26 protein-coding genes and 1 tRNA gene are annotated in these 23,442 nt (G+C 73.5%); 13 read left to right on the top strand and 14 right to left on the bottom strand.

Annotated features, from left to right (window positions below):
- Positions 1-43 precede the first annotated feature (43 nt).
- Together ACWDXC_RS22850 and ACWDXC_RS22845 are read left to right on the top strand one after the other, a co-directional pair.
- On the top strand, positions 44-817 hold the full coding sequence (locus ACWDXC_RS22850) for a SigB/SigF/SigG family RNA polymerase sigma factor (RefSeq protein WP_219519899.1): 774 nt from the start codon (positions 44-46) through the stop codon (positions 815-817).
- A 75-nt stretch (positions 818-892) separates the two neighbouring features.
- Positions 893-1,249 (top strand): ATP-binding protein, encoded by a 357-nt coding sequence (locus ACWDXC_RS22845; RefSeq protein ID WP_308126270.1) that lies wholly within the window; start codon positions 893-895, stop codon positions 1,247-1,249.
- 60 nt (positions 1,250-1,309) lie between these two features.
- On the opposite strand, the gene ACWDXC_RS22840 is transcribed toward ACWDXC_RS22845, so the two are convergent.
- From ACWDXC_RS22840 to ACWDXC_RS22820, 5 genes are all read right to left on the bottom strand, one after another.
- Positions 1,310-1,507, bottom strand: coding sequence for a hypothetical protein (locus ACWDXC_RS22840; protein WP_219519906.1), 198 nt, complete (start codon positions 1,505-1,507; stop codon positions 1,310-1,312).
- Positions 1,508-1,513: 6 nt separating this feature from the next.
- Positions 1,514-2,284, bottom strand: a complete 771-nt coding sequence (locus tag ACWDXC_RS22835; protein WP_449985107.1) for a hypothetical protein — start codon at positions 2,282-2,284, stop codon at positions 1,514-1,516.
- Positions 2,285-2,290: 6 nt separating this feature from the next.
- Positions 2,291-2,836, bottom strand: a complete 546-nt coding sequence (locus ACWDXC_RS22830; RefSeq protein WP_219519912.1) for a hypothetical protein — start codon at positions 2,834-2,836, stop codon at positions 2,291-2,293.
- 68 nt (positions 2,837-2,904) lie between these two features.
- The gene (locus ACWDXC_RS22825) at positions 2,905-3,330 is read right to left on the bottom strand and encodes a helix-turn-helix domain-containing protein (protein ID WP_364172056.1); all 426 of its coding nucleotides are present in this window, start codon (positions 3,328-3,330) and stop codon (positions 2,905-2,907) included.
- A gap of 64 nt (positions 3,331-3,394) precedes the next feature.
- Positions 3,395-3,468: transfer RNA gene (locus ACWDXC_RS22820), tRNA-Pro, on the bottom strand.
- A 214-nt stretch (positions 3,469-3,682) separates the two neighbouring features.
- Here ACWDXC_RS22820 and ACWDXC_RS22815 point away from each other — a divergent pair.
- Positions 3,683-4,543, top strand: coding sequence for an NAD(+)/NADH kinase (locus tag ACWDXC_RS22815; RefSeq protein ID WP_449985103.1), 861 nt, complete (start codon positions 3,683-3,685; stop codon positions 4,541-4,543).
- On the opposite strand, the gene ACWDXC_RS22810 is transcribed toward ACWDXC_RS22815, so the two are convergent.
- Complete coding sequence (locus ACWDXC_RS22810) at positions 4,489-5,802, bottom strand: YibE/F family protein (protein ID WP_449985100.1); 1,314 nt, start codon at positions 5,800-5,802, stop codon at positions 4,489-4,491. The genes ACWDXC_RS22815 and ACWDXC_RS22810 overlap by 55 nt on opposite strands.
- Positions 5,803-5,872: 70 nt before the next feature.
- On the opposite strand from ACWDXC_RS22810, the gene ACWDXC_RS22805 reads away from it, so the two are divergent.
- Both ACWDXC_RS22805 and ACWDXC_RS22800 read left to right on the top strand, forming a co-directional pair.
- Positions 5,873-6,580, top strand: coding sequence for a DUF72 domain-containing protein (locus tag ACWDXC_RS22805; protein ID WP_219517800.1), 708 nt, complete (start codon positions 5,873-5,875; stop codon positions 6,578-6,580).
- Positions 6,581-7,549 (top strand): magnesium transporter CorA family protein, encoded by a 969-nt coding sequence (locus ACWDXC_RS22800; protein WP_449985097.1) that lies wholly within the window; start codon positions 6,581-6,583, stop codon positions 7,547-7,549. It abuts the gene before it with no gap.
- On the opposite strand, the gene ACWDXC_RS22795 is transcribed toward ACWDXC_RS22800, so the two are convergent.
- The 4 genes from ACWDXC_RS22795 to thrS form a co-directional block, all read right to left on the bottom strand.
- Positions 7,444-7,971, bottom strand: coding sequence for a DUF1850 domain-containing protein (locus ACWDXC_RS22795; protein ID WP_449985095.1), 528 nt, complete (start codon positions 7,969-7,971; stop codon positions 7,444-7,446). The genes ACWDXC_RS22800 and ACWDXC_RS22795 overlap by 106 nt on opposite strands.
- 29 nt (positions 7,972-8,000) lie before the next feature.
- Positions 8,001-8,930, bottom strand: a complete 930-nt coding sequence (locus ACWDXC_RS22790; protein ID WP_449985093.1) for a TAXI family TRAP transporter solute-binding subunit — start codon at positions 8,928-8,930, stop codon at positions 8,001-8,003.
- On the bottom strand, positions 8,927-11,143 hold the full coding sequence (locus ACWDXC_RS22785) for a TRAP transporter permease (protein WP_449985091.1): 2,217 nt from the start codon (positions 11,141-11,143) through the stop codon (positions 8,927-8,929). Before ACWDXC_RS22785 ends, ACWDXC_RS22790 begins: the two co-directional genes overlap by 4 nt.
- Positions 11,144-11,224: 81 nt before the next feature.
- Entirely contained in the window at positions 11,225-12,412 is a 1,188-nt protein-coding gene (thrS, locus tag ACWDXC_RS22780) for a threonine--tRNA ligase (protein ID WP_357590877.1), read from the bottom strand.
- A 184-nt stretch (positions 12,413-12,596) separates the two neighbouring features.
- Here thrS and ACWDXC_RS22775 point away from each other — a divergent pair, with 184 nt between their 5' ends.
- Positions 12,597-13,568 carry a helix-turn-helix transcriptional regulator gene (locus ACWDXC_RS22775; RefSeq protein WP_375073390.1) on the top strand — a complete coding sequence of 324 codons (972 nt, stop codon included), beginning with the start codon at positions 12,597-12,599 and terminating at the stop codon, positions 13,566-13,568.
- A gap of 79 nt (positions 13,569-13,647) precedes the next feature.
- Positions 13,648-14,436 carry a DUF899 domain-containing protein gene (locus tag ACWDXC_RS22770; RefSeq protein ID WP_449985086.1) on the top strand — a complete coding sequence of 263 codons (789 nt, stop codon included), beginning with the start codon at positions 13,648-13,650 and terminating at the stop codon, positions 14,434-14,436.
- A gap of 17 nt (positions 14,437-14,453) precedes the next feature.
- Here ACWDXC_RS22770 and ACWDXC_RS22765 read toward each other — a convergent pair whose 3' ends face one another.
- The gene (locus ACWDXC_RS22765) at positions 14,454-14,897 is read right to left on the bottom strand and encodes an ATP-binding protein (protein WP_449985083.1); all 444 of its coding nucleotides are present in this window, start codon (positions 14,895-14,897) and stop codon (positions 14,454-14,456) included.
- 205 nt (positions 14,898-15,102) lie between these two features.
- Between ACWDXC_RS22765 and ACWDXC_RS22760 the strand changes: the two genes are divergently transcribed.
- The 6 genes from ACWDXC_RS22760 to ACWDXC_RS22735 are packed head-to-tail and all read left to right on the top strand — an operon-like array spanning position 15,103 to position 19,339.
- Positions 15,103-15,570 carry an adenylyltransferase/cytidyltransferase family protein gene (locus ACWDXC_RS22760; RefSeq protein ID WP_219517809.1) on the top strand — a complete coding sequence of 156 codons (468 nt, stop codon included), beginning with the start codon at positions 15,103-15,105 and terminating at the stop codon, positions 15,568-15,570.
- A gap of 37 nt (positions 15,571-15,607) precedes the next feature.
- Entirely contained in the window at positions 15,608-16,195 is a 588-nt protein-coding gene (locus ACWDXC_RS22755; protein WP_449985080.1) for a hypothetical protein, read from the top strand.
- Between the two features lie 50 nt (positions 16,196-16,245).
- A complete protein-coding gene (locus ACWDXC_RS22750; protein WP_364172035.1) occupies positions 16,246-16,968 on the top strand; it encodes a DUF427 domain-containing protein in 723 nt (240 codons plus the stop codon).
- A 57-nt stretch (positions 16,969-17,025) separates the two neighbouring features.
- Complete coding sequence (locus ACWDXC_RS22745) at positions 17,026-17,418, top strand: GntR family transcriptional regulator (RefSeq protein ID WP_219517814.1); 393 nt, start codon at positions 17,026-17,028, stop codon at positions 17,416-17,418.
- Positions 17,415-18,257, top strand: a complete 843-nt coding sequence (locus ACWDXC_RS22740; protein WP_375073394.1) for an ABC transporter ATP-binding protein — start codon at positions 17,415-17,417, stop codon at positions 18,255-18,257. The genes ACWDXC_RS22745 and ACWDXC_RS22740 overlap by 4 nt, the downstream gene beginning before the upstream one ends.
- The gene (locus ACWDXC_RS22735) at positions 18,254-19,339 is read left to right on the top strand and encodes a hypothetical protein (RefSeq protein WP_449985076.1); all 1,086 of its coding nucleotides are present in this window, start codon (positions 18,254-18,256) and stop codon (positions 19,337-19,339) included. Before ACWDXC_RS22740 ends, ACWDXC_RS22735 begins: the two co-directional genes overlap by 4 nt.
- Here the strand turns inward: ACWDXC_RS22735 and ACWDXC_RS22730 are convergent.
- From ACWDXC_RS22730 to ACWDXC_RS22720, 3 genes are read right to left on the bottom strand one after another with little or no spacing between them, the layout of a single operon-like run.
- Positions 19,249-20,511 (bottom strand): M20/M25/M40 family metallo-hydrolase, encoded by a 1,263-nt coding sequence (locus ACWDXC_RS22730; RefSeq protein ID WP_449985073.1) that lies wholly within the window; start codon positions 20,509-20,511, stop codon positions 19,249-19,251. The genes ACWDXC_RS22735 and ACWDXC_RS22730 overlap by 91 nt on opposite strands.
- The gene (locus ACWDXC_RS22725) at positions 20,508-22,361 is read right to left on the bottom strand and encodes a S9 family peptidase (RefSeq protein WP_364172028.1); all 1,854 of its coding nucleotides are present in this window, start codon (positions 22,359-22,361) and stop codon (positions 20,508-20,510) included. The genes ACWDXC_RS22730 and ACWDXC_RS22725 overlap by 4 nt, the downstream gene beginning before the upstream one ends.
- A gap of 3 nt (positions 22,362-22,364) precedes the next feature.
- Positions 22,365-23,411 (bottom strand): C39 family peptidase, encoded by a 1,047-nt coding sequence (locus tag ACWDXC_RS22720; RefSeq protein ID WP_449985069.1) that lies wholly within the window; start codon positions 23,409-23,411, stop codon positions 22,365-22,367.
- Positions 23,412-23,442: the final 31 nt, after the last annotated feature.

The raw sequence follows: 23,442 nt of genomic DNA, 5'->3' as shown, positions 1-23,442 counted from the left end.
TTCCCGTTGCGGAGGGCGCCTGCAACCCATATGAGGAGCAGCCATGGCTGTGCAGGACCTCGTCCTCGAAGACATGACCGCGGAAGAACTCCTGGCCGAGATGGTCCGCGAAGACACCCCCGACGGTCTGCGGGAACGGCTGCGCGAGCGCATCGTGGAGATGCACCGGCCGCTCGCCATGGAAATCGCCCGGCGCTACCGTTATCGGGGCGAACCGCTGGAGGACCTGCTCCAGGCCGCGTACGTTGGCCTCATGAAGGCGGTCAACGGTTTCGACCCGACCCTCGGCCACGCCTTCAGGGGCTACGCGGTGGTGACCATGACCGGTGAGGTCAAGCGCCACTTCCGCGACCGCACCTGGGCCATCCGGGTGCCGCGCCTCTACCAGGAGCGCCGTTCCGAGCTGAACCGGCTCGTCGCCGACCTCAGCCAGGACCTCGGCCGCTCGCCGACCGTGGCCGAGCTGGCGGCGAAGATGAACATCTCGGAGGAGGACGTGCTGCTCACGCTCGACGCCTCCGCCGCCTACAGCACGCTGTCGCTGGACGCGCCGCTGGGCACCGACGACGACGCCGCCTCGCTCGGGGACGTCATCCCCGAGGACGACGACACGCTGAGCACGATGGTCGACCGGGAGGCGGTCAAACCGCTCATCGACGCGCTCCCCTCGCGGGAGAAGCACATCCTCCTGCTGCGGTTCTTCGGCAACATGACGCAGGCCGAGATCGCGGCGGAGTTCGGCATATCGCAGATGCACGTGTCCAGGATTCTGCGTAAGGTACTCGACCAGCTCCGCGCAGAGCTGCTGGTCGGTTGAGAAGGCGGTCACCGGGTGATGACGGAGGACACAGATCCTCGGGCGGGCTCCACGGGCCCGCCACCCGGTGCGCCCGTGCGCAAGCTGCCGTTCCGGCTCGCGGACCTGCCGCGGGTCCGGGAGTTCGCCGAGTCCGAGGCCCGTGGCTTCGGCATGCCCGACGAGGCCGTCAACGACGTGGTCATCGCCGTGAACGAGGTCGCCACCAACGCGGTGACCCACGGCGACGACCACGCGCACGTGCGTGCCTGGCCCGACAGCGGTGACCTGGTCGTCGAGGTGCACGACGACGGCTCGTGGAAGCCCGGCCCGATGCCCGGCGCGGTGGGCGGGATGGGGCTGTGGGTGGCCCGGCTGCTGTCCAGCGATCTCACGCTGCGGATCGGGAGCGGGGGAAGCACGGTCATCATGCGCTTCCCGGGCAAGAACTGACGCGTACGGCGCGCCCGGCGTGCTCGCCTTCGAGCACGCCGGGCGCGGTGTGCGCGCAGGTCAGCGGCGGGTGCGTCCGCCGCGCCAGCCGCCGTAGCTCTTGATGCTCGCGGTGCCGATGCCGGCCTGGTGCAGCGCCAGCAGCGTCAGGCCGAGCAGCATGAACGTGGTGCCGGAGATGCCCGCGGCGATGCGGGCGTTCAGCAGGTCGAGCAGGAATCCGAGGCCGAAGACGATGGCCGCGACGATGGCGAGCATGTCACCTCACCTCGTTCCGGAGCCGGTCAGGGCGAGCAGCTGCTCCAGCATGCCGCGGTACTCGCGCAGCGCCAGCCGGAGCTGTTCGGTGTCGCCGTCGCCGGCGCCCTTCCAGCGCTCGCGCAGCTCGCCGGTGCGGGCGTTGAGCGTGCTCGTGAGCGTCTCGACGACCTCGCCGACCAGCCCGTCGGCCCGCTGGACCGCCTCTCCGGGGTCGTCGACGAACGCCGTCTGCAGGTCGCGCCAGCGCGCCTGCACCTCGGCCGGGTCCTGGTCGAACAGGGCCCGCTCCTGCGGGGCCGCGTGCGCGGGCGGCTCGCCGGCCACCGCGGTCGCGGGCACCGGCTCGGGCGTCCCCTCGTGGCCCGGCACCCGCTCGTGCCCGGGCCGGTCGTGATCGGGCGTCTCGTGTCCGGGCGTGCTGTGCGCGGGCGTGCTGTGCGCGGGCGTCTCGTGCTCGGGCCGGTCGGGCGTCCGGCGGGCGGGCTCCGTCTCGGGGACGGGCCCGGCCACGTGGACGTCCTCCGGCCGGTGCGCCGGATCCGGATCGGCGATCATCTCCTCGCCGGTCCTGGCGTACGGGTCGCGGTACGGCTCGTCGGCGAGCACGTCCGCCCCCTGGTCCGCGCGGCCATCGGCGTCCCGGTCGAGCGGGTCGTGGCCGAGAGGGTCGCGGTCGTGCGTGTCGCGGTCGTGGGTCTCGTGGTCCGTGGGGGAGCGGTCGTCGCCGGGCCGGTCGGCCCGCTGCGACGGCACCTTCAGCTCATCGCGGTTCATCTGTCGTCACCGTCCTCGGGATGTCTCGTGAAGCAGCTCCTCGAAGAGCGAGCGGTAGTGCACCATCGCCTGCCGCAGCTCCTCGGTGGACGCCTCCTTGCGGGCCGCCCGCCCGCTGATCTCGTGCGCCTTGCGGTAGTGGTCGAGCGTCGCCGCGTGCCCGACCGACAGGTCGGACAGCCGCTGCTCGAAGTTCTCCGTCGGGTAGCCGCGCTCGGCCATGACGGCGGTGACGAGCTGGTCAGCCTCCGTCACGGCGAAGCCGGGGGCGTCGACGAAGCGCTCCTGGACCTCCGTCCAGCGCGTCGCGTAGGTCTCGCGGGACTCCTCCGGCAGCGGCCGGATGTCGAGCTCGGCGTGCCGCTGCTCACGGGCGAGCAGCTCCTGCTCGACGTCCCGTTTGTTGTCGTGCTCGGCCATCATGCGCTCGTATTCGGGGCCGAAGCGCTCGCGGAGCCGGCCCCTGCGCTGCTGCTGCAGCGCGACATAGGCCACCGCGGCGAGCGCCACGACCGCGAGCACGACGACGGCCACCCAGATCCAGGTGGACATGATGTTCGCCTCCGGTCTTTTGTCGGGGACCGGCGACTGCCCTCGAACGGGCTCGCGAAACCCGTATGTCAGCGCTCTTCGAGGCCCTCCAGGGCCGCTGCCAGCACCGATGCGACGTGTGAGCCCTCAGGGGCGGCCGGGGTCTCCGCGAACCCGGCGGCCGGGTCGTAGGTCACGTCCAGCCCGGCGTCGACGAGCCTGCGCGCCCAGCGCAGCGCCGTGTTGAGCCGTTCGGCCGCCGGCGGCCTGCCCTGTGCGGCGGCCGACAGGTTGCGCAGGTTGGTGGCGGGGCCCGACTGGGCGTGCGCGCGGGCCAGCTTCCACGGCAGCGCGGCGCTGTGGTCGAGCATCGGCTTGGCCAGCCCGGCGGCGCGTTTGGCCTGGAGCACCCCGGACTCGCTCACCCCGAAGCGGGCGGCCAGCTCCTGCACGCTCAGCCCCTCGGCGACGAGCCTGGCCAGCTCCGCCCGGTCGATCGTCGGCCTGCGCCCCACCCGGCACCTCCCCGGACATGGAATCACCCGATCACCGCCAGGCGATGATCGGGTGAGAAAAGCGTCGGGACGACAGGATTTGAACCTGCGACCCCCTGACCCCCAGTCAGGTGCGCTACCAAGCTGCGCTACGTCCCGCCAGGCCGCTGAGCTGAACCTTTTGTGCCGGTCCTGCGTGGCCTTGCGGGGAAAACACTACCACGGGCGGCGCACCTCTCAGCGCCACCTTTACCGGGCCCGCCCGGGGGCGGACCGCACGGATTCCCCCGTACGCGCCCCGATCCGGTGACGGCCCCGCCGCCCTCGGGTGCCTCGCCGCGGGCGGCCGGAGGCCGGGCTCTAGGCTTGCCCCATGGGCATGGTCGGGACGGTCGGGCTGGTGCTGCACCCCAGGCGCGACTCCAAGCAGGCGATCGACACCATCCTGCGCTGGGCGGGGGCGCGTGACGCCACCGTGCTCGGGCTGCCCGACGAGGTGGACCGGATCGACTGCAGCGCGGTCGCGGTCGACGCGGCGACGCTGGCCGGGCGGGCCGACCTGCTGGTGAGCCTCGGCGGCGACGGCACGATGCTGCGCACCATGCGGCTCATCGCCGGGCGTGACACCCCGGTGCTGGGGGTGAACCTGGGACGGCTGGGCTTCCTGGCCGAGATCGACGTGGCCGAGCTGGCCGCGACGCTGTCGGCCATCGACGGCCACCACTACTCGGTCGAGCCGCGCATGGCGATCCGCACCCGGCTGGCGGGGGAGCCGGAGCTGACCGCGTTCAACGACATCGCGCTGGCCCGCATCCCGGGGGAGGGGCTGGCGGCGGTCACGGTCAAGCCGTCGGGTCACCCGTTCGTCAGCTACACGGCCGACGCGGTGATCGTGGCGACCTCCACCGGCTCGACCGCCTACAGCTTCTCGGCCGGCGGGCCGGTGGTCTCGCCCCGGGTGGAGGCCGTGCTGGTGGTGCCGGCGGCGGCGCACTCGGCGTTCAACCGGGCGCTCGTGCTGCCCGCCGACGAGGAGGTCACGCTGGAGGTGCTGCCCGCCAGCGGGCGGCTGGCCGTCGAGCTCGACGGCGCGGTGGTCGGCCACCTGTGCCCGGGTGACACCGTCACGGTGTCGGCGATGCCCGGCGCGGCCAAGGTGGTGCGGCTCGGCACCACCTTCTACGAGCGCGCCCGGCGCAAGCTGCGCGTCGGCGGGAGCGTGGAGGCGCTCTGATCCGCCGCCCGGCGGTGCCGTGCCCGTGAGGGCGGCGGCGCCTGGCCGGGCGCGGGCGGGTGGTCGTGCGGGTCGCCGGGCGGCTCGTCGTGCTCGTGCGGGTCGCGGCGGCTGGAGACCAGCGCGGCCAGCGCCGTGGTGATCGGCACGGCGGCGATCAGGCCGAGCGTGCCGACCACGCTGCGGGCGATCTCCTGCGTGATGACGGGCGTCGTCAGCACCTCGCCGAGCGGCTGCTCGCCGACGCTGAACAGCAGCAGCAACGGCAGCGACGCGCCCGCGTACGCCAGGATGATCGTGTTGATGACGGAGGCGATGTGCGCCCGCCCCACCCGGCTGCCCGCCCGGTAGAGGCGGCGGAAGCCGTAGGAGGGGTTGGCGGCGGCCAGCTCCGCGACGGTGACGGCCTGGGTGACGGTCACGTCGTCGAGCACGCCGAGCGCGCCGATGATGATGCTGGCCAGCAGCAGCCCCTGCGTGTCGATCGACAGGCTCATGCCCAGCGTGAACGCGCTGTCGTCGGTGACGCCGTTGAGCCTGGCGAACCCGATCACCAGGTAGGACAGCACGCCGGTCAGGGTGAGGCTGGCCAGCGTGCCGAGCACCGCCATCGACGTGGCGGCGGTGAAGCCGTGGGTCAGGTAGAGGACCGTCAGCATGATGGCCGCCGCGCCCGCGATGGCCACCAGCATGGGCGGCTTGCCCTCCAGGATGCCCGGGATCACGAACGTCAGCAGCAGCACGAACGTGATGCCCAGCCCGGCCAGCGCCGTCAGCCCGCGCCACCGGCCGAAGGCGATGACCGCCAGCGTGAACGCCACGCCCAGCAGCCACAGCGGGCTCGTCCTGTCGTGGTCGGACAGCTGGTAGGCGGGCGTGCCCGGCTCCGCCTCGGCGTGATGCAGCAGCACGACCGCGTCGCCCGCCGCGAACCGCTGCGAGCCCGGCGCGCTCGGCAGCGCCATCGTCACGGTCTTGCCGTCGTCGAGCATCACGCTCGCCTTGCCGCAGGTCGCCGGGTCGGGCCGGGGTGCCTCGGGCGCGTCCTCCGGGCACGGCTCCAGCACGACGGCGGTGACCGTGCCGGTGAGCCGCTCGAAGCCCGCGTGCTGCTGGGCCGCCTCCTGCCGCCCCTCGGGCCACAGCCACACCAGCGCCACGAGCGTGGCCAGAGCCAGCGGCACCAGCACCGCCAGGGTCGCCACGACGGCCCGCCGCGACGTGCGCACCCGTGTGCCGTGCGCGTGGTCAGCGCCCATCCCCCAAGGCCTCCTCAGGACTCCGAAGTGCGACAGTACTGCACCCGCGCGGGTGGGGTAGCCCGTGTGCATGGGCACGTTGGTGGGCACCTCCGGATGGCAGTATCGCGACTGGCGCGGCGTGCTCTACCCCGAGGGCGTCCCGCAGCGGCTGTGGCTGGAGACGTACGCCGCCGAGTTCGCCACCGTCGAGAGCAACAACGCCTTCTACCGGCTGCCGCCGCCGCGCACGTTCGCCGCCTGGCGCGAGCGGACCCCGGACGGTTTCGTGATGGCGGTCAAGGCCAGCCGGTTCCTCACCCACATCCGGCGGCTGGCCGAGCCGGAGGAGCCGGTCGCCCGGCTGATGGCGGCCGTCGCCGGGCTCGGCGGCAAGCTCGGGCCGATCCTGCTGCAGCTCCCGCCCACGCTGCGGGCCGACCTCGGCCGCCTGGACCGGTGCCTGCGCTGCTTCCCCGCCGGGACGCGGGTGGCGGTGGAGTTCCGGCACCCGTCCTGGTGGACGGACGGGACGCGCGCCGTCCTGGAGGCGCGCGGGGCGGCGCTGTGCTGGGCCGACCGGCTCGGCCGCCCGCGCAACCCGTTCTGGGACACCGCCGGCTGGGGCTACGTGCGGCTGCACGAGGGGCGGGCCGGTTTCGCGTACGGCGACACGTCCCTGAAGACGTGGGCCAGGCGGGTCCGCGAGTCCGGCTGGCGGGACGCGTACGTGTACTTCAACAACGACCCGGGCGGCGCGGCGGTGCGGAACGCCGCGCGGTTTGCCAGACTCCTTTGAATGCGCACCCGTCTGTACAGGAACGGCCGTCTGGTGAAGGAGGGCTTCCCCATCGCGGAAGTCTCCGACCACGTGGCCGACCGGGGCAACGTCGTCTGGTTCGACCTCTGCGCGCCGACCGAGGAGGAGGTCGCGGCGATCGGCGAGGAGCTCGGGCTGCACGAGCTGGCCGTCGAGGACGTGCTCCACGAGTACCAGCGCCCCAAGCTGGACATCTACGACAACCACCTGTTCATCACCGTGCACGCGGTGCACTTCGACGGCGGGCGGTTCGCGCCGGTAGAGATCGACGTGTTCATCACCCCGAACGCGCTGGTGACCGTCCGGCAGAGCGCCGCCTTCGACATCGGCGAGGTCGTCAGGCGCTGGGACAAGGCCGCCCACCTGGCCTCCCACGGCGTGGCGTTCCTGCTGCACGGGCTGCTCGACACCGTCGTCGACGGGCACTTCGCGCTCGTGCAGGAGCTCGACCAGCAGGCCGAGGACCTGGAGGACGAGCTGTTCGAGGAGCGGCCCGCCGACGGCCGCGAGCTCCAGCGCAGGATGTACGAGCTGCGCAAGACCACCGTCAGGTTCCGCAAGATCGCGGTGCCGATGCGGGAGATCGTCTCCACGCTGCTCCGCCGCGACCAGGAGCTGATCGCCGGCACCGGCATGGCCCCCTACTACGAGGACGTCTACGACCACGTGCTGCGCACCGCCGAATGGGTGGAGTCGCTGCGCGACCTGGTGGCCAACATGCGCGAGACGCGGCTGGCCCAGCAGGGCTTCCGGCTGAACGAGATCATGAAGCGGCTGACCGGCTGGGCCGCCATCATCGCCGTCCCCACCATGATCACCGGCTTCTACGGTCAGAACGTGCCCTATCCGGGCGAGGGCCAGCCGTGGGGCTTCTGGATGTCGCTGTTGCTGGTGGCGCTGGTCTCGGTGGCGCTGTACGCGGCGTTCAGGAAGAGGGACTGGTTGTAGGGCGGCGGGCACGGGCCGCCCCGCCCGGCCCTGGCGGCCCCCACCGCGACGCGCACCGCCCGCGCGCCCCGCTCCGGGTGCAGCGGCAGGCAGCGGCCCCCGGCCAGCAGCGTCCGCCGGCCGATCGGGGTGGCCAGCAGCGGCAGCTCCTCGTACGTGACGGGCTCGGCCAGGACCAGCAGCCACCCGCCGCCCGGCAGACGGCGGCGCTCGCCCTCCAGCGCGTAGTAGTCGAGCACCCCGCCGCCGGTCGACACGACCGCCCGCATGGTGAACCGGCGGCCCTCGGCCGTGAACACCTCGGCCGACGGCGCCCGGTAGACGCTGTGCACGTAGCCGAGCGCGAACACGCCGGAGGCGGGCAGCGGCAGCCCGTTGACCGCCGGGCGGCCGGCCCCGTCGCCGGAGCCGGCCGCCAGCACGAGCGCGGCGAGCGCGAGGGCCGCCCGGCTCAGCCCTTCTCCTTGTAGTAGCGGGCCGCGCCCGGGTGCAGCGCGACCGGCTCCACCTGCTGGGCCAGCGCCCGGTCGAGCTTCTCGGCCTCCGGGTGCACCTTGACCAGCTCGGCCTTCTTCTCGAACAGGGTCCGGGTGATGTCGTAGGCGAGCTGCTCGGGCATCGCGTCGGGGACCAGCAGCACGTTGGCGATGCCGACCGTCCTGACCGTGCCCTGGAGCTTGTAGACGCTCATGTCGATGTCGAGCCCCACGTACTGCTTGCCGTACTTGGCCTGCATCCCGGCCAGCACGTCGCTGGTGTCGAGCATCTTCATGTCGGGCTTGGTGGTAGCCAGGTCGACCACCCCGGCCGTGGGCAGGCCGCCGACCCACACGAACGCGTCGATGGTGCCGTCCTTGATCGCCTGCACCGACTCGTTGATCGACAGCTGCTGCTTGGTGATGTCGCTGTCGGGGTTCAGCCCGGCGGCCTCCAGCATGCGGCGGGCCACGACCTGGGTGCCGGAGTTCGGCGGGCCGAGCGAGACCGTCTTGCCCTTGAGGTCGGCGACCTTCTCCGCCGCGACGCCGGGCGCCACCACCACGTGCGAGTAGTTGTCGTAGATCCGGGCCAGCGCCTTGACCGGCTGCTTCGCGGTGAACGAGCCGGTGCCCGCGACCGCGTCGGCCGCCGTGTCGGACTGGGAGAAGCCGATGTCGGCCTTACCGGTGGCCAGCAGCTTGATGTTCTCGATCGAGGCCGAGGTGACGGACGCGGTGGCCTGGGTGTTGGCGATGTTGTTCGACAGCTGCGCGGCCAGGCCGCCGCCGTAGACGTAGTAGACACCCGTGGTGCCGCCGGTGGCGACGGACAGCCGGTTCCCCGAACCGCCGCAGCCCGCGATCAGGGCGAGCGCGGCGAGCACCGCAAAGATCCGCTTCACGCTGGGGTTCTCCTTCTCCTGATGAGGTGTACGGCAGCCGCGACCGCCAGGACGGCCAGGCCGGCCGCGATCGGGACGGGTTCGAGGAACAGCAGCAGCACGGCGGCGCAGGCGGCCAGCAGGCGCTCCGGCACGCCGCTCAGCCCGCCGGTGGCCATCGCCAGCGCGGCCACCGCGACCGCCGAGACCGCCGTCATCGCCAGCACCGTGCCGATCGGCCCCTGGCCGAGCAGCGCCTGCCCGTTGGGCGTCAGCACGAACGCGAACGGCACCAGGAACGCCGGCAGTGTGTAGCGCCAGGTCAGCAGCATCGTCCGGTACGTGTTGCCGCCCGTGATCGCCGACGCCGCCACCGCCGACAGCGCCGTCGGCGGGCTCACCTCCGACAGGACCGCGTAGTAGAAGACGAACATGTACGCCTCGGGCTCGGTCACGCCCAGCGTCATGAGCGCCGGGCTGATGATGACCGCGGCGATGATGAAGCTCGCGGTCACCGGCACGGCCAGGCCGAGCAGCATGACCGCCCCGGCCGCCAGCAGCGTGGTGAGCACCAGGCTGCCCGCGGCGAAGTCCACGATGATCTTGCTCAGGTTGAGTCCGAGCCCGGTCTGGGTGATGACGCCCACGATGATGCCCGCCGCCGCGCACACCGCCGTGACCGGCAGCACCTCCAGCGTGCCCTTGGCCAGCGCGTGCCAGACCCGCCGCGGGCCCATCCGGTGCGCCGGGTCCAGGAAGGACAGCCCGAACGCCACCACCGTGGCGATCACCACCGACAGGAAGGCCGAGTAGTCCAGCGCCATCAGCACCACGATGATCAGCAGTGAGCTGAAGTGGTAGCCGAAGCGCAGCAGCAGCCTGCCGACGGGCGGCGCGTCCACCGGCACCGCGCGCGTCCCGAACCGGCGCGAGTCGATCTCGATCGCCAGGAAGATCCCCAGGTAGTACAGGATCGTCGGGACCGTCGCGTAGATCAGCACCTCCAGGTAGCCGACGTTGAGGCGCTCGGCGATGATGAACGCCGCCGCGCCCAGCGTCGGCGGCGACAGGATCGCGCCGATGCCGCTGGCCGCCAGGATCCCGGCCGCGGGCTCCCTCGGGTAGCCGGCCCGGCGCAGCACCGGCCAGGCGACGCTGCCGAGGCTCACGGTCGTGGCCACGCCCGAGCCCGACACGGTGCCCAGCAGGAAGCCCGCCGTGGTGACCGTCCGGCCGGGGGCGGCGCGCGACCTGCGGAAGGCGGCGAAGCTCAGGTCGATGAAGAACTTGCTGGCGCCGGAGAAGTCGAGGACGGCGCCGTAGACGGTGAAAAGGATGATGTAGCTGGCGGCGACCTGCAAAGGGACGCCGAAAAAGCCTTCGGTGCCCGTGTAGAGCTGCGAGACGATCTGGGCCAGGTCGAATCCGCGGTGACCGATGGTCCAGTCAATGGGCAAATACACCCCGAAATAGGCATAAGCCAGGAAAAATGCACATATGGCGGCCAAAGCCCAGCCGACGGTGCGCCGTACCGCCTCCAGCAGCAGCCCGGTCAGCGCCAGCCCCGCCACCACGTCCAGCCCGGTCAGCGCCGCCCCGGACCCCCGGTCCCGGAAGGCGTCGATGTCGGCCAGCGGATAGACCAGCACCGCCACCGACAGCACCGCCAGCACCCAGTCGCCGGCGGTCGGCCACTCCCGGCCCGCCTCCGATCCCGCGCCCGGCCCCGCGTCCGCCTCCGATCCCCCGCCCCCGCCGGACGCCGGCTCGTCCGGCGCGGCCGCCGTCGCCGCGGGGAGCGTCTCCGTGGGGGTGACCGTCTCCACGGTGGCGGCCGCGCCCGGGGCGGCGGCGGGCAGCTCGACAGTGGGGGCGACGGCGGGGGCGGCGGCAGGGACCTCCACGGTGGCGTCGTCGGGCGCGGCGAACTCCGGGAGCGTCGGCGCCACCGCCCCGTCCGCGGACGGCGGCGGCCGGCGGCGGCGCAGGCGGCGGAGCGCGGGTCCCAGTCCGGAGCGGTAGGCCAGGAACACCAGCGGCAGCGCCACCGCCAGGAACGTCATCCGATGCTGCAACGCCTCGACCGGCCAGAAGACCACCGCGATCGAGTAGGCCGACAGCAGGGCGCCGACGATCCACACGGCGAGCCGCAGGATTCCGCCGAGCCGCCGGGCGGGCCGTTCTTGTTCGTGCGCCGAAACCAGGTCGGCCTCTCGGTCGCTCAGCTCGGTCACAACGATTCCTCCCGACACGGCACTGGGGGCAATTTACGAGGGGTTTACAGGCCGTGGGAAGACTCCGTTACCTTTATGGGATTATTGTCCGCCTGAAAACCGTGGCCTGGCCCGAGCGGCCAATTCGGCGAGCGGCACCGCGCCCGCCTGGCTGCCGTCCCGCAGCCGCACCGACGCCGCACCGCTCGCCGCCTCACGCGGGCCCACCACGAGCTGGTACGGCACCAGCCGGTGGGCCCGGATGCGGGCGCCGAGGCTGCCCTTGGCCGCGGGGGCCAGCTCGGCCCGCAGCCCTTCGGCGACGGCCCGCCGTACCAGGTCCTCGGCGGCGGGCTGCTCGGCGTCCGACAGCGGCAGGACGACGGCCTGGACGGGCGCGAGCCAGGCGGGGAACGCGCCGGCGTGCACCTCGACGAGGTGGGCGAGCAGCCGTTCCAGGCCGCCGACGACGCTGCGGTGCACCATGACGGGACGCCCGCCGCCGGCGTAGGACAGCTCGAAGCGCTCCGGCTGGAAGTAGTCGACCTGCACGGTGGACAGGGTGGACTCGCGGCCGGCCGGGTCGGCGATCTGGATGTCGATCTTCGGCCCGTAGAAGGCGCCCTCGCCGCGTTCCTCGTCGTACGGGCGCCCGCGCCGCTGGAGCACCTCGCGCAGCACGGCCTCCGAGCGCGCCCACAGCTCCGGGTCGTCGACGAACTTGGCGCCGTCGCCGCGCAGCGACAGCCGGTAGCGGGCGGCCCGGATGCCGAGCTGGGCGTGCGCGGCCTCGATCAGGTCGAGCGCCGCCGACACCTCGCCGGCCGCCTGCTCGGGGCGGCAGAACACGTGCCCGTCGTTGAGCTGGATGGCGCGCACCCGGGTGAGGCCGCCGAGCACGCCCGACAGCTCCGAGCGGTACATGCCGCCGAGCTCGGCCAGGCGCAGCGGCAGGTCGCGGTGGCTGCGCTGGCGGGAGCGGTAGACGAGCGCGTGGTGCGGGCACAGGCTGGGCCGCAGCACGTACTCCTCGCCGCCGACGCGCATCGGCGGGAACATGTCCTCGGCGTAGTGCGCCCAGTGCCCGGACCGCTCGTACAGCTCGCGTTTGCCGAGCACGGGCGAGTGGACGTGCTGGTAGCCGTTGCGGCGTTCGAGCTCGTGCACGTAGTCCTCGACGGCCTTGCGCACGGCGGCCCCGGCGGGCAGCAGGAACGGCAGCCCGGAGCCGATCAGCGGGTCGGTGTCGAAGATGCCCAGCTCGCGGCCGAGTCTGCGGTGGTCGTTCATGATCGTCCTTTGCGGTGAAAGGGCGAACGACCGATCCGATCCCGGGCATTCGCCCGGGAGACAGAAGTCAGCGCGCCGGGACTGGGTCCGGCGTCGTCGTGACGGAAGCGCGCTGCATACGGGCACCCTAACACCGGCGGCCTCGCCAAGGCCCTGCAAAAAACGGCAAATGATATAAAGAACCGTGGCCGAGATCACCCTGCCCGTGCGCCAGCTGCGGGCGTTCGCCGAGGTCGGCTACCAGGTCGCCGGGGGGAGCGGAGCGCACGGCGCGATGGCGGCGCTGCGCGAGGTGGTGCCGCTGGACGCCTACGAGTTCGTCGCCTTCGACCCCGCCACCGGCCGCCACCACAGCGTCGTCTCCGACGGCCACCGGCGCATCGACGGTGACGCGGCCGAGGAGTACGCGGCGCTGGAGGCGTACCGCAGGGCGATGGCCACCCGGGCGCCGGTCGCGATGCCCGAGCCGGGCACCGAGCGCTACTTCCGCCGCCACCTGGCCCCGTACGGCTGGCGGGCCGGGCTGACGGCGCCGCTGTTCCTGGCCGGGGGCCGCTACACCGGGCTGCTGCACCTGGCCACCCGCGACGCCTTCCCCGAGCTGACCGCCGCGCTGGTCGGCGCGGTGAGCCCCATGCTCGCGCACGTCACCGACCTGACCCGGTGCGTGATCGACCCGGTGGGGCTGCCGGGCGGGTTCCGGGCGGTGGCGTTCGACCGGCTCGGCGTCCGGCGCGGCGTGCCCGGCCTGGAGACCTCGCCGGAGCTGTGGGACGACCCGGCGATCGCCGCCTACGCGCGGGCGTTCATCGACTCGCGCGAGCTCAACCGGCACGGCCTCTGGCTCGACGGGCAGGGCCGCTGGCACGAGATGCGGCTGCTGCGGGCCGGGGTCGGCTTCCAGGGCGGGCTGCAGGGCGCCGTGGTGGCCGAACGGCCCTGCGCGCTGCCGTACGAGCTGACCGGCCGCGAGGTGGACGTGCTCACCCGGGTCGCGGCCGGTGACTCCAACCCGCAGATCGCCGCCGCGCTGGTGCTCAGCGTCCGCACGGTCACCACGCACCTGGAGCACATCTTCGCCAAGCTGGGATGCGACAGCCGCACCCGGCTCAGCACCAAGGCGCTGGCCGAGGGCCTGTGCCGGCTGGACGTCTGAACACCGCTCGTTGTTTTCGGGGAAGTCCGCTGATCAGGACGGCGACCGTCGCCGTCCGGCACGAGACACCACGGAGGACATGATGACGACCACGCCGAGCGACCCGGCCGGGGCGCTGCCCGGCCGCCCGCCCGTCGTCGACCTGGCGACCTGGCAGGCGGCCAGGGACGAGCTGCTGGTCCGGGAGAAGGCCCACACCCGTGAGGGCGACGCCATCGCGGCGGCGCGCCGCCGGCTGCCGATGGTGGAGTTCGACGGGACGGCCGAGGTCGTCGGCGCCGACGGGCCGGTGCCGTTCCTGGACCTGTTCCAGGGGCGCGAGGAGCTCGTGGTCTACAAGCACATGTGGTACGACGGCGCGCCGCACCAGGGGCAGTGCGAGGGCTGCACCACGATGGCCTGGCATCTGAAGGACTCCGTCGTCTACCTCAGCACGCGGGGCGTCTCGTTCGCCGTGCTGACCCCGGGCCGCTGGGACGAGGTGGCCGCCTTCACCGCGTTCATGGGCTACACCCAGCCGTGGTACTCGGTGCGCGGCCTGGACGAGCCGCTCGGCGGCGGCATGGCCGCCCTCTCCTGCTTCCTGCGCGAGGGCGAGCGGGTGTTCCTGACCTACTCCACGACCGGCCGGGGCAACGAGCCGGCCAACGGCTGCTTCGGGCTGCTCGACATGACGCCGTACGGGCGCGGCGAGGCGTGGGAGGACAACCCGGAGGGCCGCCCGGAGGGCCGTCACCCGTGCTGGTACTGGCGCTCCGACGTGGACGGCGCCGCCACCTGGGGGCCGGACAGCCGCCCGGTGCCGCAGTGGACCCGCCCCGGCGCCACCCCCGAGAAGACCCTCGGCCGCGACGGCTCCCACCACTGACGCGGGCGGCCCGGGGCTCAGCCGGTTCCGGTACGGCTCCGGGCGGTCCACCCGGCGGGCACGGTCACCAGCAGCAGCTCGAACCACACGCGGGTGGCGCCGTCGTGCCGGGTGAACCCCCAGCGGTGGCTGAGCGCCTCCAGCAGCGGCAGCCCCCGCCCGCCCGTCGCGTACGGGTCGGCCCGGCACACGCACGGCGGCGCCTCCGAGCCGCCGTCCTCCACCCACACGCGCACCAGGTCCCCGGAGACCCGCACCGCCACCGTGAACGAGCCGCCGTCGCCCGAGCGCGAGTGCAGGATCGCGTTGGTGGCCAGCTCGCTGGTCAGCAGCGCGCAGTCGTCGTGCAGCGGATGGTCGCGGCCGAGCACGGCGGTCACCAGGCCGCGCGCCCCCGCCACCTGCGACGGCACCCCCGGGAAGCGGAGCGCGAGATCGTGTTGCGAGTCCGGCGTGGCCACGGTGGAACCCCCCTGAATGCGGCGACGTCATGAGACGCGCCACGCCGGGGCGGAGGATGGTCGCGAAAAGGTGCGAATGCCCTTGCCCGCGCGGCACCAGGGCCGATGTCGCGCGGGAGAGGCGGGGTAGCGCGTCCCCGGCAGGTCACGAGGCGCGGGCGCCTAGTACGCTGCGATCGACGAGTCGACTAGGAGGAGTGCCTGCGTGAGCAGCCTGGAGGCCGTCTGGGTGCAGCGGTACGACCACCCGGGGGCAGCGGTCGTGACCGGAGTCTTCGACATCCTGCACGTGGGCCACGTGCGCTACCTGGGCGCGGTGGCCGCGCGAGGGCTGCCGCTCGTCGTCGGCGTGGAGGACGACCCGCGGGTGCGCGCGTGGAAGGGCCCCTCGCGGCCGTTCAACCCGGCGGCCGAGCGCGCCGAGCTGCTGGCGGCGCTGCGGTTCGTGACGGGGGTGTTCATCGTGACGGGGCCGCCGGAGGCGCACGGGCCCGAGGACTACATCGACCTGCTCACCCCGATGCGGCCCGGCGCGCTCGCGCACACCGCGGGCGACCCGCACGCGGGCGGCCGGTGCGCGGCGGCGGCGCTGCTCGGCGCCGAGTGCTGGGAGCTGGAGGCCATCCCCGACCGGTCGACGACGCGCATCGTCAACGCCGCGGGCAAGGGCTGACGCGGCCCGCTCCCATGATCGCGTAATCTTCCGTCACATGACGGCCGATCTCCTGGCGCGGAGGGTGACGGACCTGCTGGCGCCGCAGGTGCTGGTGATCGCCATGCCGCCCGCCGTGGGGCTCATCGCGGAGGGCTGGGCGGGGGCGGTGTGGGGGCTGGTGGCCTCCGTGCTGTGCGGCGGCGTGCCCGCCGCGGTGATCGCCGTGGGCGTGCGCTCGGGGCGGCTCGACTCCCACCACATCGTCGACCGGGCCCGCCGCACCGGCCCGCTGCTGGCCGCCGTCGGCGCGGTGCTGTTCGCGCTGCTGCTGCTGGGGGTGCTCGGCGCGCCGACGCTGCTGGTGGCGACGGTGACGGCCATGCTGGCCGCGCTGGCCGTGACGATCCCGGTGACGCTGCGCTGGAAGATCTCCTTCCACGCGGCGGTGTCGGCGGGCACGGTGGTGGTGCTGGCCCACGTGCTGCCCGCGGCGCCGACGCTGACGGCGGGGGCGGCGGTGGTGGCGCTGGTGTGCTGGGCCCGGGTGCGGCTGACGCACCACACGTGGGCCCAGGTGGCCGCCGGGGCGCTCGTCGGGACGCTCGTCACGTGGGGCACGCTGGCGGCGTTCGGCATCGGATAGCGGGCGCGTGACACCGGAATAGGGGAGCCTGCCGCGCGGTTGCGGCGGGCATGGACGCCACGAGCCGGGGCCGGGTGCGCGTCGAGCGCACGGCCAAGCGAGTCAGGACCTATCTGGGCGGCCGCGCGGTCGCCGACACCACCCGCGCCCTGATGGTGTGGGAGAGCCCGCACTACCCGACCTACTATTTCCCGCTGGAGGACGTCGAGCGGGACGCGCTCAAGCCCACGGGCGAGACCCGCCGCTCGCCGAGCCGGGGCGAGGCCGCCGTCCACACGCTCGCCCCGGGCGGCGGCGAGGCGCTCGTCTACGGCGACGACGCGCCCCTGGAGCCGGTACGGGGTCACGTCCGCTTCGACTGGGACGCGATGGACGCCTGGTTCGAGGAGGACGAGGAGGTGTACGTGCACGCGCGCGACCCGTACACGCGCGTCGACATCCTGCCCAGCTCGCGGCACGTGCGGGTGGAGGTCGACGGGGTGACGGTGGCCGACTCGCGCAACGCCCGGGTCCTGTTCGAGACCGGCCTGCGGCCCCGCTACTACCTGCCGAAGACCGACGTCCGGCTCGACCTGCTGGAGCCCACCGCCACGGTCACGCGCTGCCCGTACAAGGGCACGGCCGAATACTGGTCGGTCAACGGCCACGAGGATCTGGCCTGGTCCTACCGCACGCCGCTGCCGGAGAGCGAGCGCGTCGCGGGCCTGATCGCCTTCTACAACGAGAAGCTCGACGTCTACGTCGACGGCGTGCTGGAGGACAGGGCCGGTTGACAGCCGCCACCCCGATCCACCACCCTTTCACTAATCGAATAGTGAAAGGGTGGTTTCGTGATCGAGTTCCAGCTCGACCGGGGATCGGGGGTGGCGACCTACCTCCAGCTCGTCCACCAGGTCAAACAGGCGCTGCGGCTCGGCACGCTGCGGCCCGGCGACCAGCTGCCCACCGCGCGCGAGGTCGTCGAGAGCCTGGCCATCAACCCCAACACCGTGCTCAAGGCCTACCGGGAGCTGGAGCGCGAGGGCCTGGTGGCGGGCCGGCCGGGGCTGGGCACGTTCGTCGAGCAGGGGATCGCCGGGCCGACGCTGGCCGACCACCATCGGCTGCGGCGCGGGCTGGAGGAGTGGGTGCGCCAGGCCCGCGCCGCCGGGCTGGACGAGGAGGACCTGCGGGCGCTGTTCGGCGCGGTGCTGGCCGGCTCCGCGCGTGAGGGCGTCGCGTGAACGCGCTGGAGGTCACCGGGCTGGCCGTGCGCCGCCGCCGGTCCTGGGTGCTGCGCGACTGCTCGCTGGCGGTCCCGGCCGGGCGCGTGGCCGCGCTGGTCGGCCCCAACGGCGCCGGCAAGACCACGCTCATGCACGCCGCCGTCGGCCTGCTCGCCCCCGCCCGGGGCGGCGTCACGGTGCGCGGGCAGGCCGCGTTCGTGGCCCAGGACAAGCCGCTGTACGAGACGTTCACGGTCGCGGAGACGCTGCGCTTCGGCCGCCGCACCAACGACCGCTGGGACGAGGAGGCGGCCAGGAGACGGCTGGACCGGCTCGGCATCCCGCTCACCGGCAGGGTCGGCCGGCTGTCCGGCGGGCAGCGGGCGCAGGTCGCGCTGACCCTCGCGCTGGCCCGGCTGCCCGACCTGCTGGTGCTGGACGAGCCGCTGGCCAACCTCGACCCGGTCGCCCGGCACGACGTGATGCGCTCGATCATGGCCGAGGTGGCCGAGCGCGGGCTGACCGTGCTGCTGTCCTCGCACGTCGTCTCCGACCTGGAGGACACCTGCGACTGGCTGATCGTGCTCAACGGCGGGCGGCTCCAGGTCAGCGGCGACATCGAGGACCTGCTCGGCGGGCACAGCGTGCTGACCGGCCCGGCCGGCGCCTCCGCCGCCGGATGCGACGTCGTCGGGGAGAGCCGCACCGGCAGGCAGGTGAGCCTGCTCGTGCGCGGCGGGCCGCCGCCCGACCCGCGCTGGAACGCCCGGCGGCCGGGCCTGGACGAGCTCGTCATGGGCTACCTGCGCAGCCCCGCGTCGGCGGCGCTGCCCGCGCCCGCGGAGGTGGCCGGATGATCTGGGTCACCTGGCGCCAGCACCGGGCGCAGATCCTCGTCACCGCCGGCTTCCTGGCCGCGCTCGGCCTGCTGCTGCTCGGCTCCGCCCTCGAAGCGACGTCGTACGTGGCCGCGCACGTGCCCGGCGGCTGCCCGGGGGGCACCGCGTTCTGCGGGTCGCTGGAGGCGGCCGTCGGCCTCGGGGAGCGCTACGACGCGGTCTACTCGGTGTTCGGCTGGATGCCGCTCGTGCTGCCCGCGCTGGTCGGCGCGTTCTGGGGCGCGCCGCTGCTCGGCAGGGAGTACGAGCGCGGCACCCACCTGCTGGCCTGGACCCAGCGGGTGCCGGTGCGGCGGTGGCTGGCGGTCAAGCTGGCCGTGCTCGGCGGCGCGGTGGTGGCCGGCGGGCTGCTGCTGTCGCTGATGGTCAGCCTGTGGCGGCCGGTGTTCCGGGAGGGGATCGACTCCGGGTTCGGCAACATCGGGATCTTCAACATGACCGGGGTGGCCCCGGCCGCCTGGTGGCTGTACGCGTTCGCGCTGGGGACGCTGGCCGGGGCGGTGCTCAAGCGGACGCTCCCGGCGATGGCGCTGGTCGTGGCCGGGGTGGCGGCGACCATGTTCGCGCTGTTCGCGCTCAGCGACCACTACGCCACCCCGCAGCGCGCCGAGCTGACCGGCAGCGTGGTGCTCGGCGACCCCGACGCCCGGCTCGTCGGCGGCGGCGCCTGGGTGGACCCGGCCGGGCGCGAGGTCGGCCCGGCGGACACGCCCGCGGCCTGCGAGCGGCGGCTGGACGCCGGGCGCGCCAGCCGCAACACCGACGCGTGGCACAAGTGCCTGTTCGACGCGGGCTACCGCTACGCGGTGACCTACCACCCGCCGTCGATGTTCTGGCGCTTCCAGTGGACCGAGGCGGGAATCCTGCTGCTGGCGTCGGCCGTCCTGGGCGGCCTGGCCGTGCGGATCACGCTGCGCCGCACGGCGGGCGGCACCCGGCTACCGGGGACTCACGACAGCAGCCGCGTCAGCACCCGGACGCCGAACTCCAGTCCCTCCACCGGCACCCGCTCGTCCTTGCCGTGGAACATCCCGAAGTAGTCCAGATCCGGCCGCAGCATGAGCGGCGCGAACCCGTACCCCTCGATCCCGATCCTGGCGAACGACTTGGCGTCCGTGCCGCCGCTCATCACGTACGGCACGGGCCTGGCCAGCGGGTCCTCGGCCACGAGGCTGGCGGCCAGCTCGTCGAAGAACGTCGACGGGTACGGCGCGGCCGGGGCGTCCTCCAGGTTGACGAACTCCCGGGTGATCTTCGGCCCGAGCAGCTCGTCGATCGTCGCCAGGAACTCCTCCTGCAGCCCCGGCAGGTAGCGGCCGTCCACGTGCGCCTCGGCGGTCGAGGGCACCACGTTCACCTTGTAGCCGGCCTCCAGCATCGTCGGGTTGGCCGAGTTGCGGATCTGCCCCTCGAACAGCTTGCCGAGCGAGCCGAGACGCCGCGCCTCGGCGTCCAGCCGGTCCAGGTCGATCGGCTGGCCGGTGATCTCCGACAGGCTGTCGAGCAGCGCCGCGACCGACGGCGTGACCCGTACCGGCCACTGGTAGGAGGCGATGCGCGACAGCGCGTGCACCAGCGTCGCGACCGGGTTGTCCACCGCGGGCCGGGAGCCGTGCCCGGCCACGCCGTGCGCGGTGAGCTTCATCCACGCGGTGCCGCGCTCGCCCACCGCCACCGGGTAGACGCGGTGGCCGCCGGAGTCGACGCTGAACCCGCCCGACTCGCTGATCGCCTGCGTGACCCCGTCGAACAGCTCCCGGTGCTCGGTCACCGCGTGCCGCGAGCCGAAGTCGCCGGTCGCCTCCTCGTCGGCCAGGAACGCCAGCACCACGTCCCGCCGGGGCCGCACGCCCAGCGCCCGCATGCCCAGCACCGCCGACAGGGTCATCGCGCACGAGCCCTTCATGTCGACCGCGCCCCTGCCGTAGACGCACCCGTCGACGATCTCGCCCGAGAACGGGTGCATCCGCCACTCGGCCGGGTCGGCCGGGACCACGTCCAGGTGCCCGTGCACCAGCAGCGCGTCCGGGGAGTCGCCCGCCATCCGCGCCACCACCGTGGTGCGGCGCGGCGCCGACTCGAACACCTCCGGCTCCAGCCCGGCGTCGGCCAGCAGCGTGGCCACGTACTCGGCGGCCGGCCGCTCCCCGGAGCCCGGATTGGTGGTGTCGAACCTGATCAGGTCCGAGCAGATCTCGGCGACGCTCTTCACTTCCTGCCCTCCAGCTTCAGCGGCGCCACCTCGGGCGTCTCGAACCCGAAGATCAGTCCGTAGAAGGCCAGCTCGGCCTCCAGCACCGCCACGATCGTCTCTTCCCTGCGCCAGCCGTGCTGCTCGCCCTCGAAGGTCAGCAGGGCCCACTCTTTGCCGTTCCTGTCCAGCTCCGCGACGAACCGCTCGGCCTGGCCGACGTCCACGATCGCGTCCTCCAGCCCGTGCAGCATCAGGCACGGCCCCGACGCCCGGTGCGCGTGCAGCAGCGGCGAGCGCTCGCTGTAGCGCTGCCGCGTCTCCGGCAGCGGGCCGATCAGGCCGTCGAGGTAACGCGACTCGAAGTCGTGCGTCTCGGCCGCCCAGCTCTCCGGGTCGGTGATCGCGTAATGGGCGACGCCGCCCGCGAACACGTCGCTGTGCACCAGCGCCGCCACCGTCGTCCAGCCGCCCGCGCTGCCGCCCCGGATCGCGATCCGCGCCGCGTCGGCCCGGCCCAGCTCCACCAGCCCGCGCGCCACCTTGGCGCAGTCCTGCACGTCGACCACGCCCCACTGGTGCCGCAGCCGCTCGCGGTAGGCGCGGCCGTAGCCGGTGGAGCCGCCGTAGTTGACCACCGCCACGCCCAGCCCCCGGCTGGTGAAGTAGGCGATCTCCAGGTCCAGCATCACCGGGTGGTTGCCGGTCGGCCCGCCGTGCACGAAGATCACGTACGGGGCCGGGCCGCGCGTCCCCGCCGGCGGATACAGGTGCGCGTGCACGCCCTCGACCGTCACCGCCTCCGGCACCGGCAGCAGGTCCCGCTCCGGCAGCTCCTTGGGCGCCGACACCACCTCGTGCCCGCCGCCGTCGAGGTCGACGAGCATCACCTCCAGAGGCGTGTACGGGGTCGCCGACACCGCCGCGACCTTGCCCCCGGCCGCCGACACCGTCGAGGCCCAGTAGGTGGCCTCCCCGCCGATGTCGCGCAGCTCGCCGCCGCCCGGGTCCAGCACGGCCAGCCTGCGCCGGTCCGGCGTGCCGTACACGACCGCCAGCCGGTCACCGGCCACCGCCAGGCAGCCCGAGCCCGGCTTCCACGCCGCGTGGCCGAACTCCGCCTCGACCGGCGTCAGGTTGCGGATCCGCGTGCCGTCCCTGCCGATCAGGTGCACGTTCCACCAGCCCGTCGGGTCGGTGATCGCGTACAGCGTGTCGTCGTCGCGCCACTCGGCCTGTACCACCGACTCGTCCGGCCCGCCCGCGACCACCTCGTACGGCCCCGCCTGCCCGCCGGGGCCGAGCGGCGCCACGCACAGCTCGGTGCCGTCCCACGGCATCGCCGGATGGTCCCAGCCGATCCAGGCGACATGCCGCCCGTCGGGCGACAAACGCGGATTCATCAGGAAACGCTGCGCCTCGGCGATCACCGTCAGCGGCCCGCCGTCCAGCGGGATCGCCACCAGGTCGCGCACGTCCGCGCTCTCCCGCACCGCCCACACCTCGTCGCGGCCCGGCGGCAGGTAGAGGTCGGCGTAACGGGCCGGGCCCGCCGGCGTCAGCGCCACCGGGTCGCCGCCGCCGATCCGGTAGACGCGCTGGTCGGCCCAGTTCGTGAACACCAGGCCGCCACCGGGCAGCGGACGCCACGAACGGCCGCCGTACTCGATCACCCGGTTGCGCGCGTTCCAGCCGTCCGGCAGGGCGTCCACCCGCTCGCCGCCCGGCAGGCGCCGCACCACGCAACGCCGGCCGCCCTCGTGCGGGCGCGGCTCGTCCCACCACACCTCGACGCCTTCCGGCGTGGCCACCGCCTCAACCCACTGGGGGCCGCCGTCGGTCCGGGCCACATCGATCGGTCGAATACTCATATTTCACCAATTGCCATTTGACGGGGGCAAGGACATCTCGGGTGGGTGCAGCACGTACGCGATCCCGCCGCTGCCGGAGCTCCGCAGCCACACCCGCTCGAACGCGGCACGCGGATAGACCCGGCGCACCTGCGCGTCACCCGGCGCGGCCGGATCGTTGACCATGACGTCGCCCGCGGCCGTGAACCCCGTGACGACCATGATGTGCCCGCCCGTGGAATAGCCGGAGCCCGGCAGCTCGTGCTCCTTGAACGACTGCGACGTGATCACCGGGATCCCGGCGCGCACCAGCACTTCCAGCTCCGCCGCCGACCGCAGCCTCGTCACGAGCCCGGCCAGCCCGTACGTGCCCGCGTACGCCACGTTGAACGGCCAGTTGCCGGTGCCCTGGTAGCTGGTGTCGTAGGCGCCGCGCGCCGCGTGGTCCACCGCCGGGCACGGGTCGCCCGCGCCCACCCAGCCCAGCTCGTCAGCCGCCGGGCCGCGGCCCCAGTAGGCGAGCACCATGGCCACCGCCGCCGGGCCGCACCAGTTCGCGCCGCCGCCGTCCCACTGCGGGTGATGCCCGGCGTGCTCGTGCTGCGAATGCGCCGGCACCACCAGATGGAACGCCCCGCCCGGCCCCGGCGCGCTCGGCGCCGGCCGGCCCGGCAGCGCCGAGGCCATCACGCCCAGCCCGTGCACGCGCGCCCCCGCGCCGTGCGCCGTCACCCGCACCCGGAAAGCCGTCACCGGCCGCCGCGCCACGAACGTGTCGACCGCCACGTCCCCGTCCTCGTCCCCCTGCCCCGGGACCGACGTGCGCGGCTCGCCGTGCTCCGACCAGCGGCCCATCACGTACCACCTGGTCCGCGAACCCGCCGCCGTCGTCGCCTGAAGCTCCACCTCGATCCACGAGCCCGGCGGCGTCCGCGCCGTCCACGAGGCCACGAGCTGCGTCGCCGCGAAGCCGATCGGGTGCTCGGCACTGGTCCACGACGCCTGGCCCGCCGGCACGGAGAAGCGGGCGAAACAGACACGGGCCAGGTCGACGGTGAGCACCAGGCTCATTGTGGAACCCTCTCCCGCCCCGCGCATCGGA

The organism is Nonomuraea sp. NPDC003214, assembly GCF_053590035.1.
This window is presented reverse-complemented; position numbering and strand designations above follow the sequence as displayed.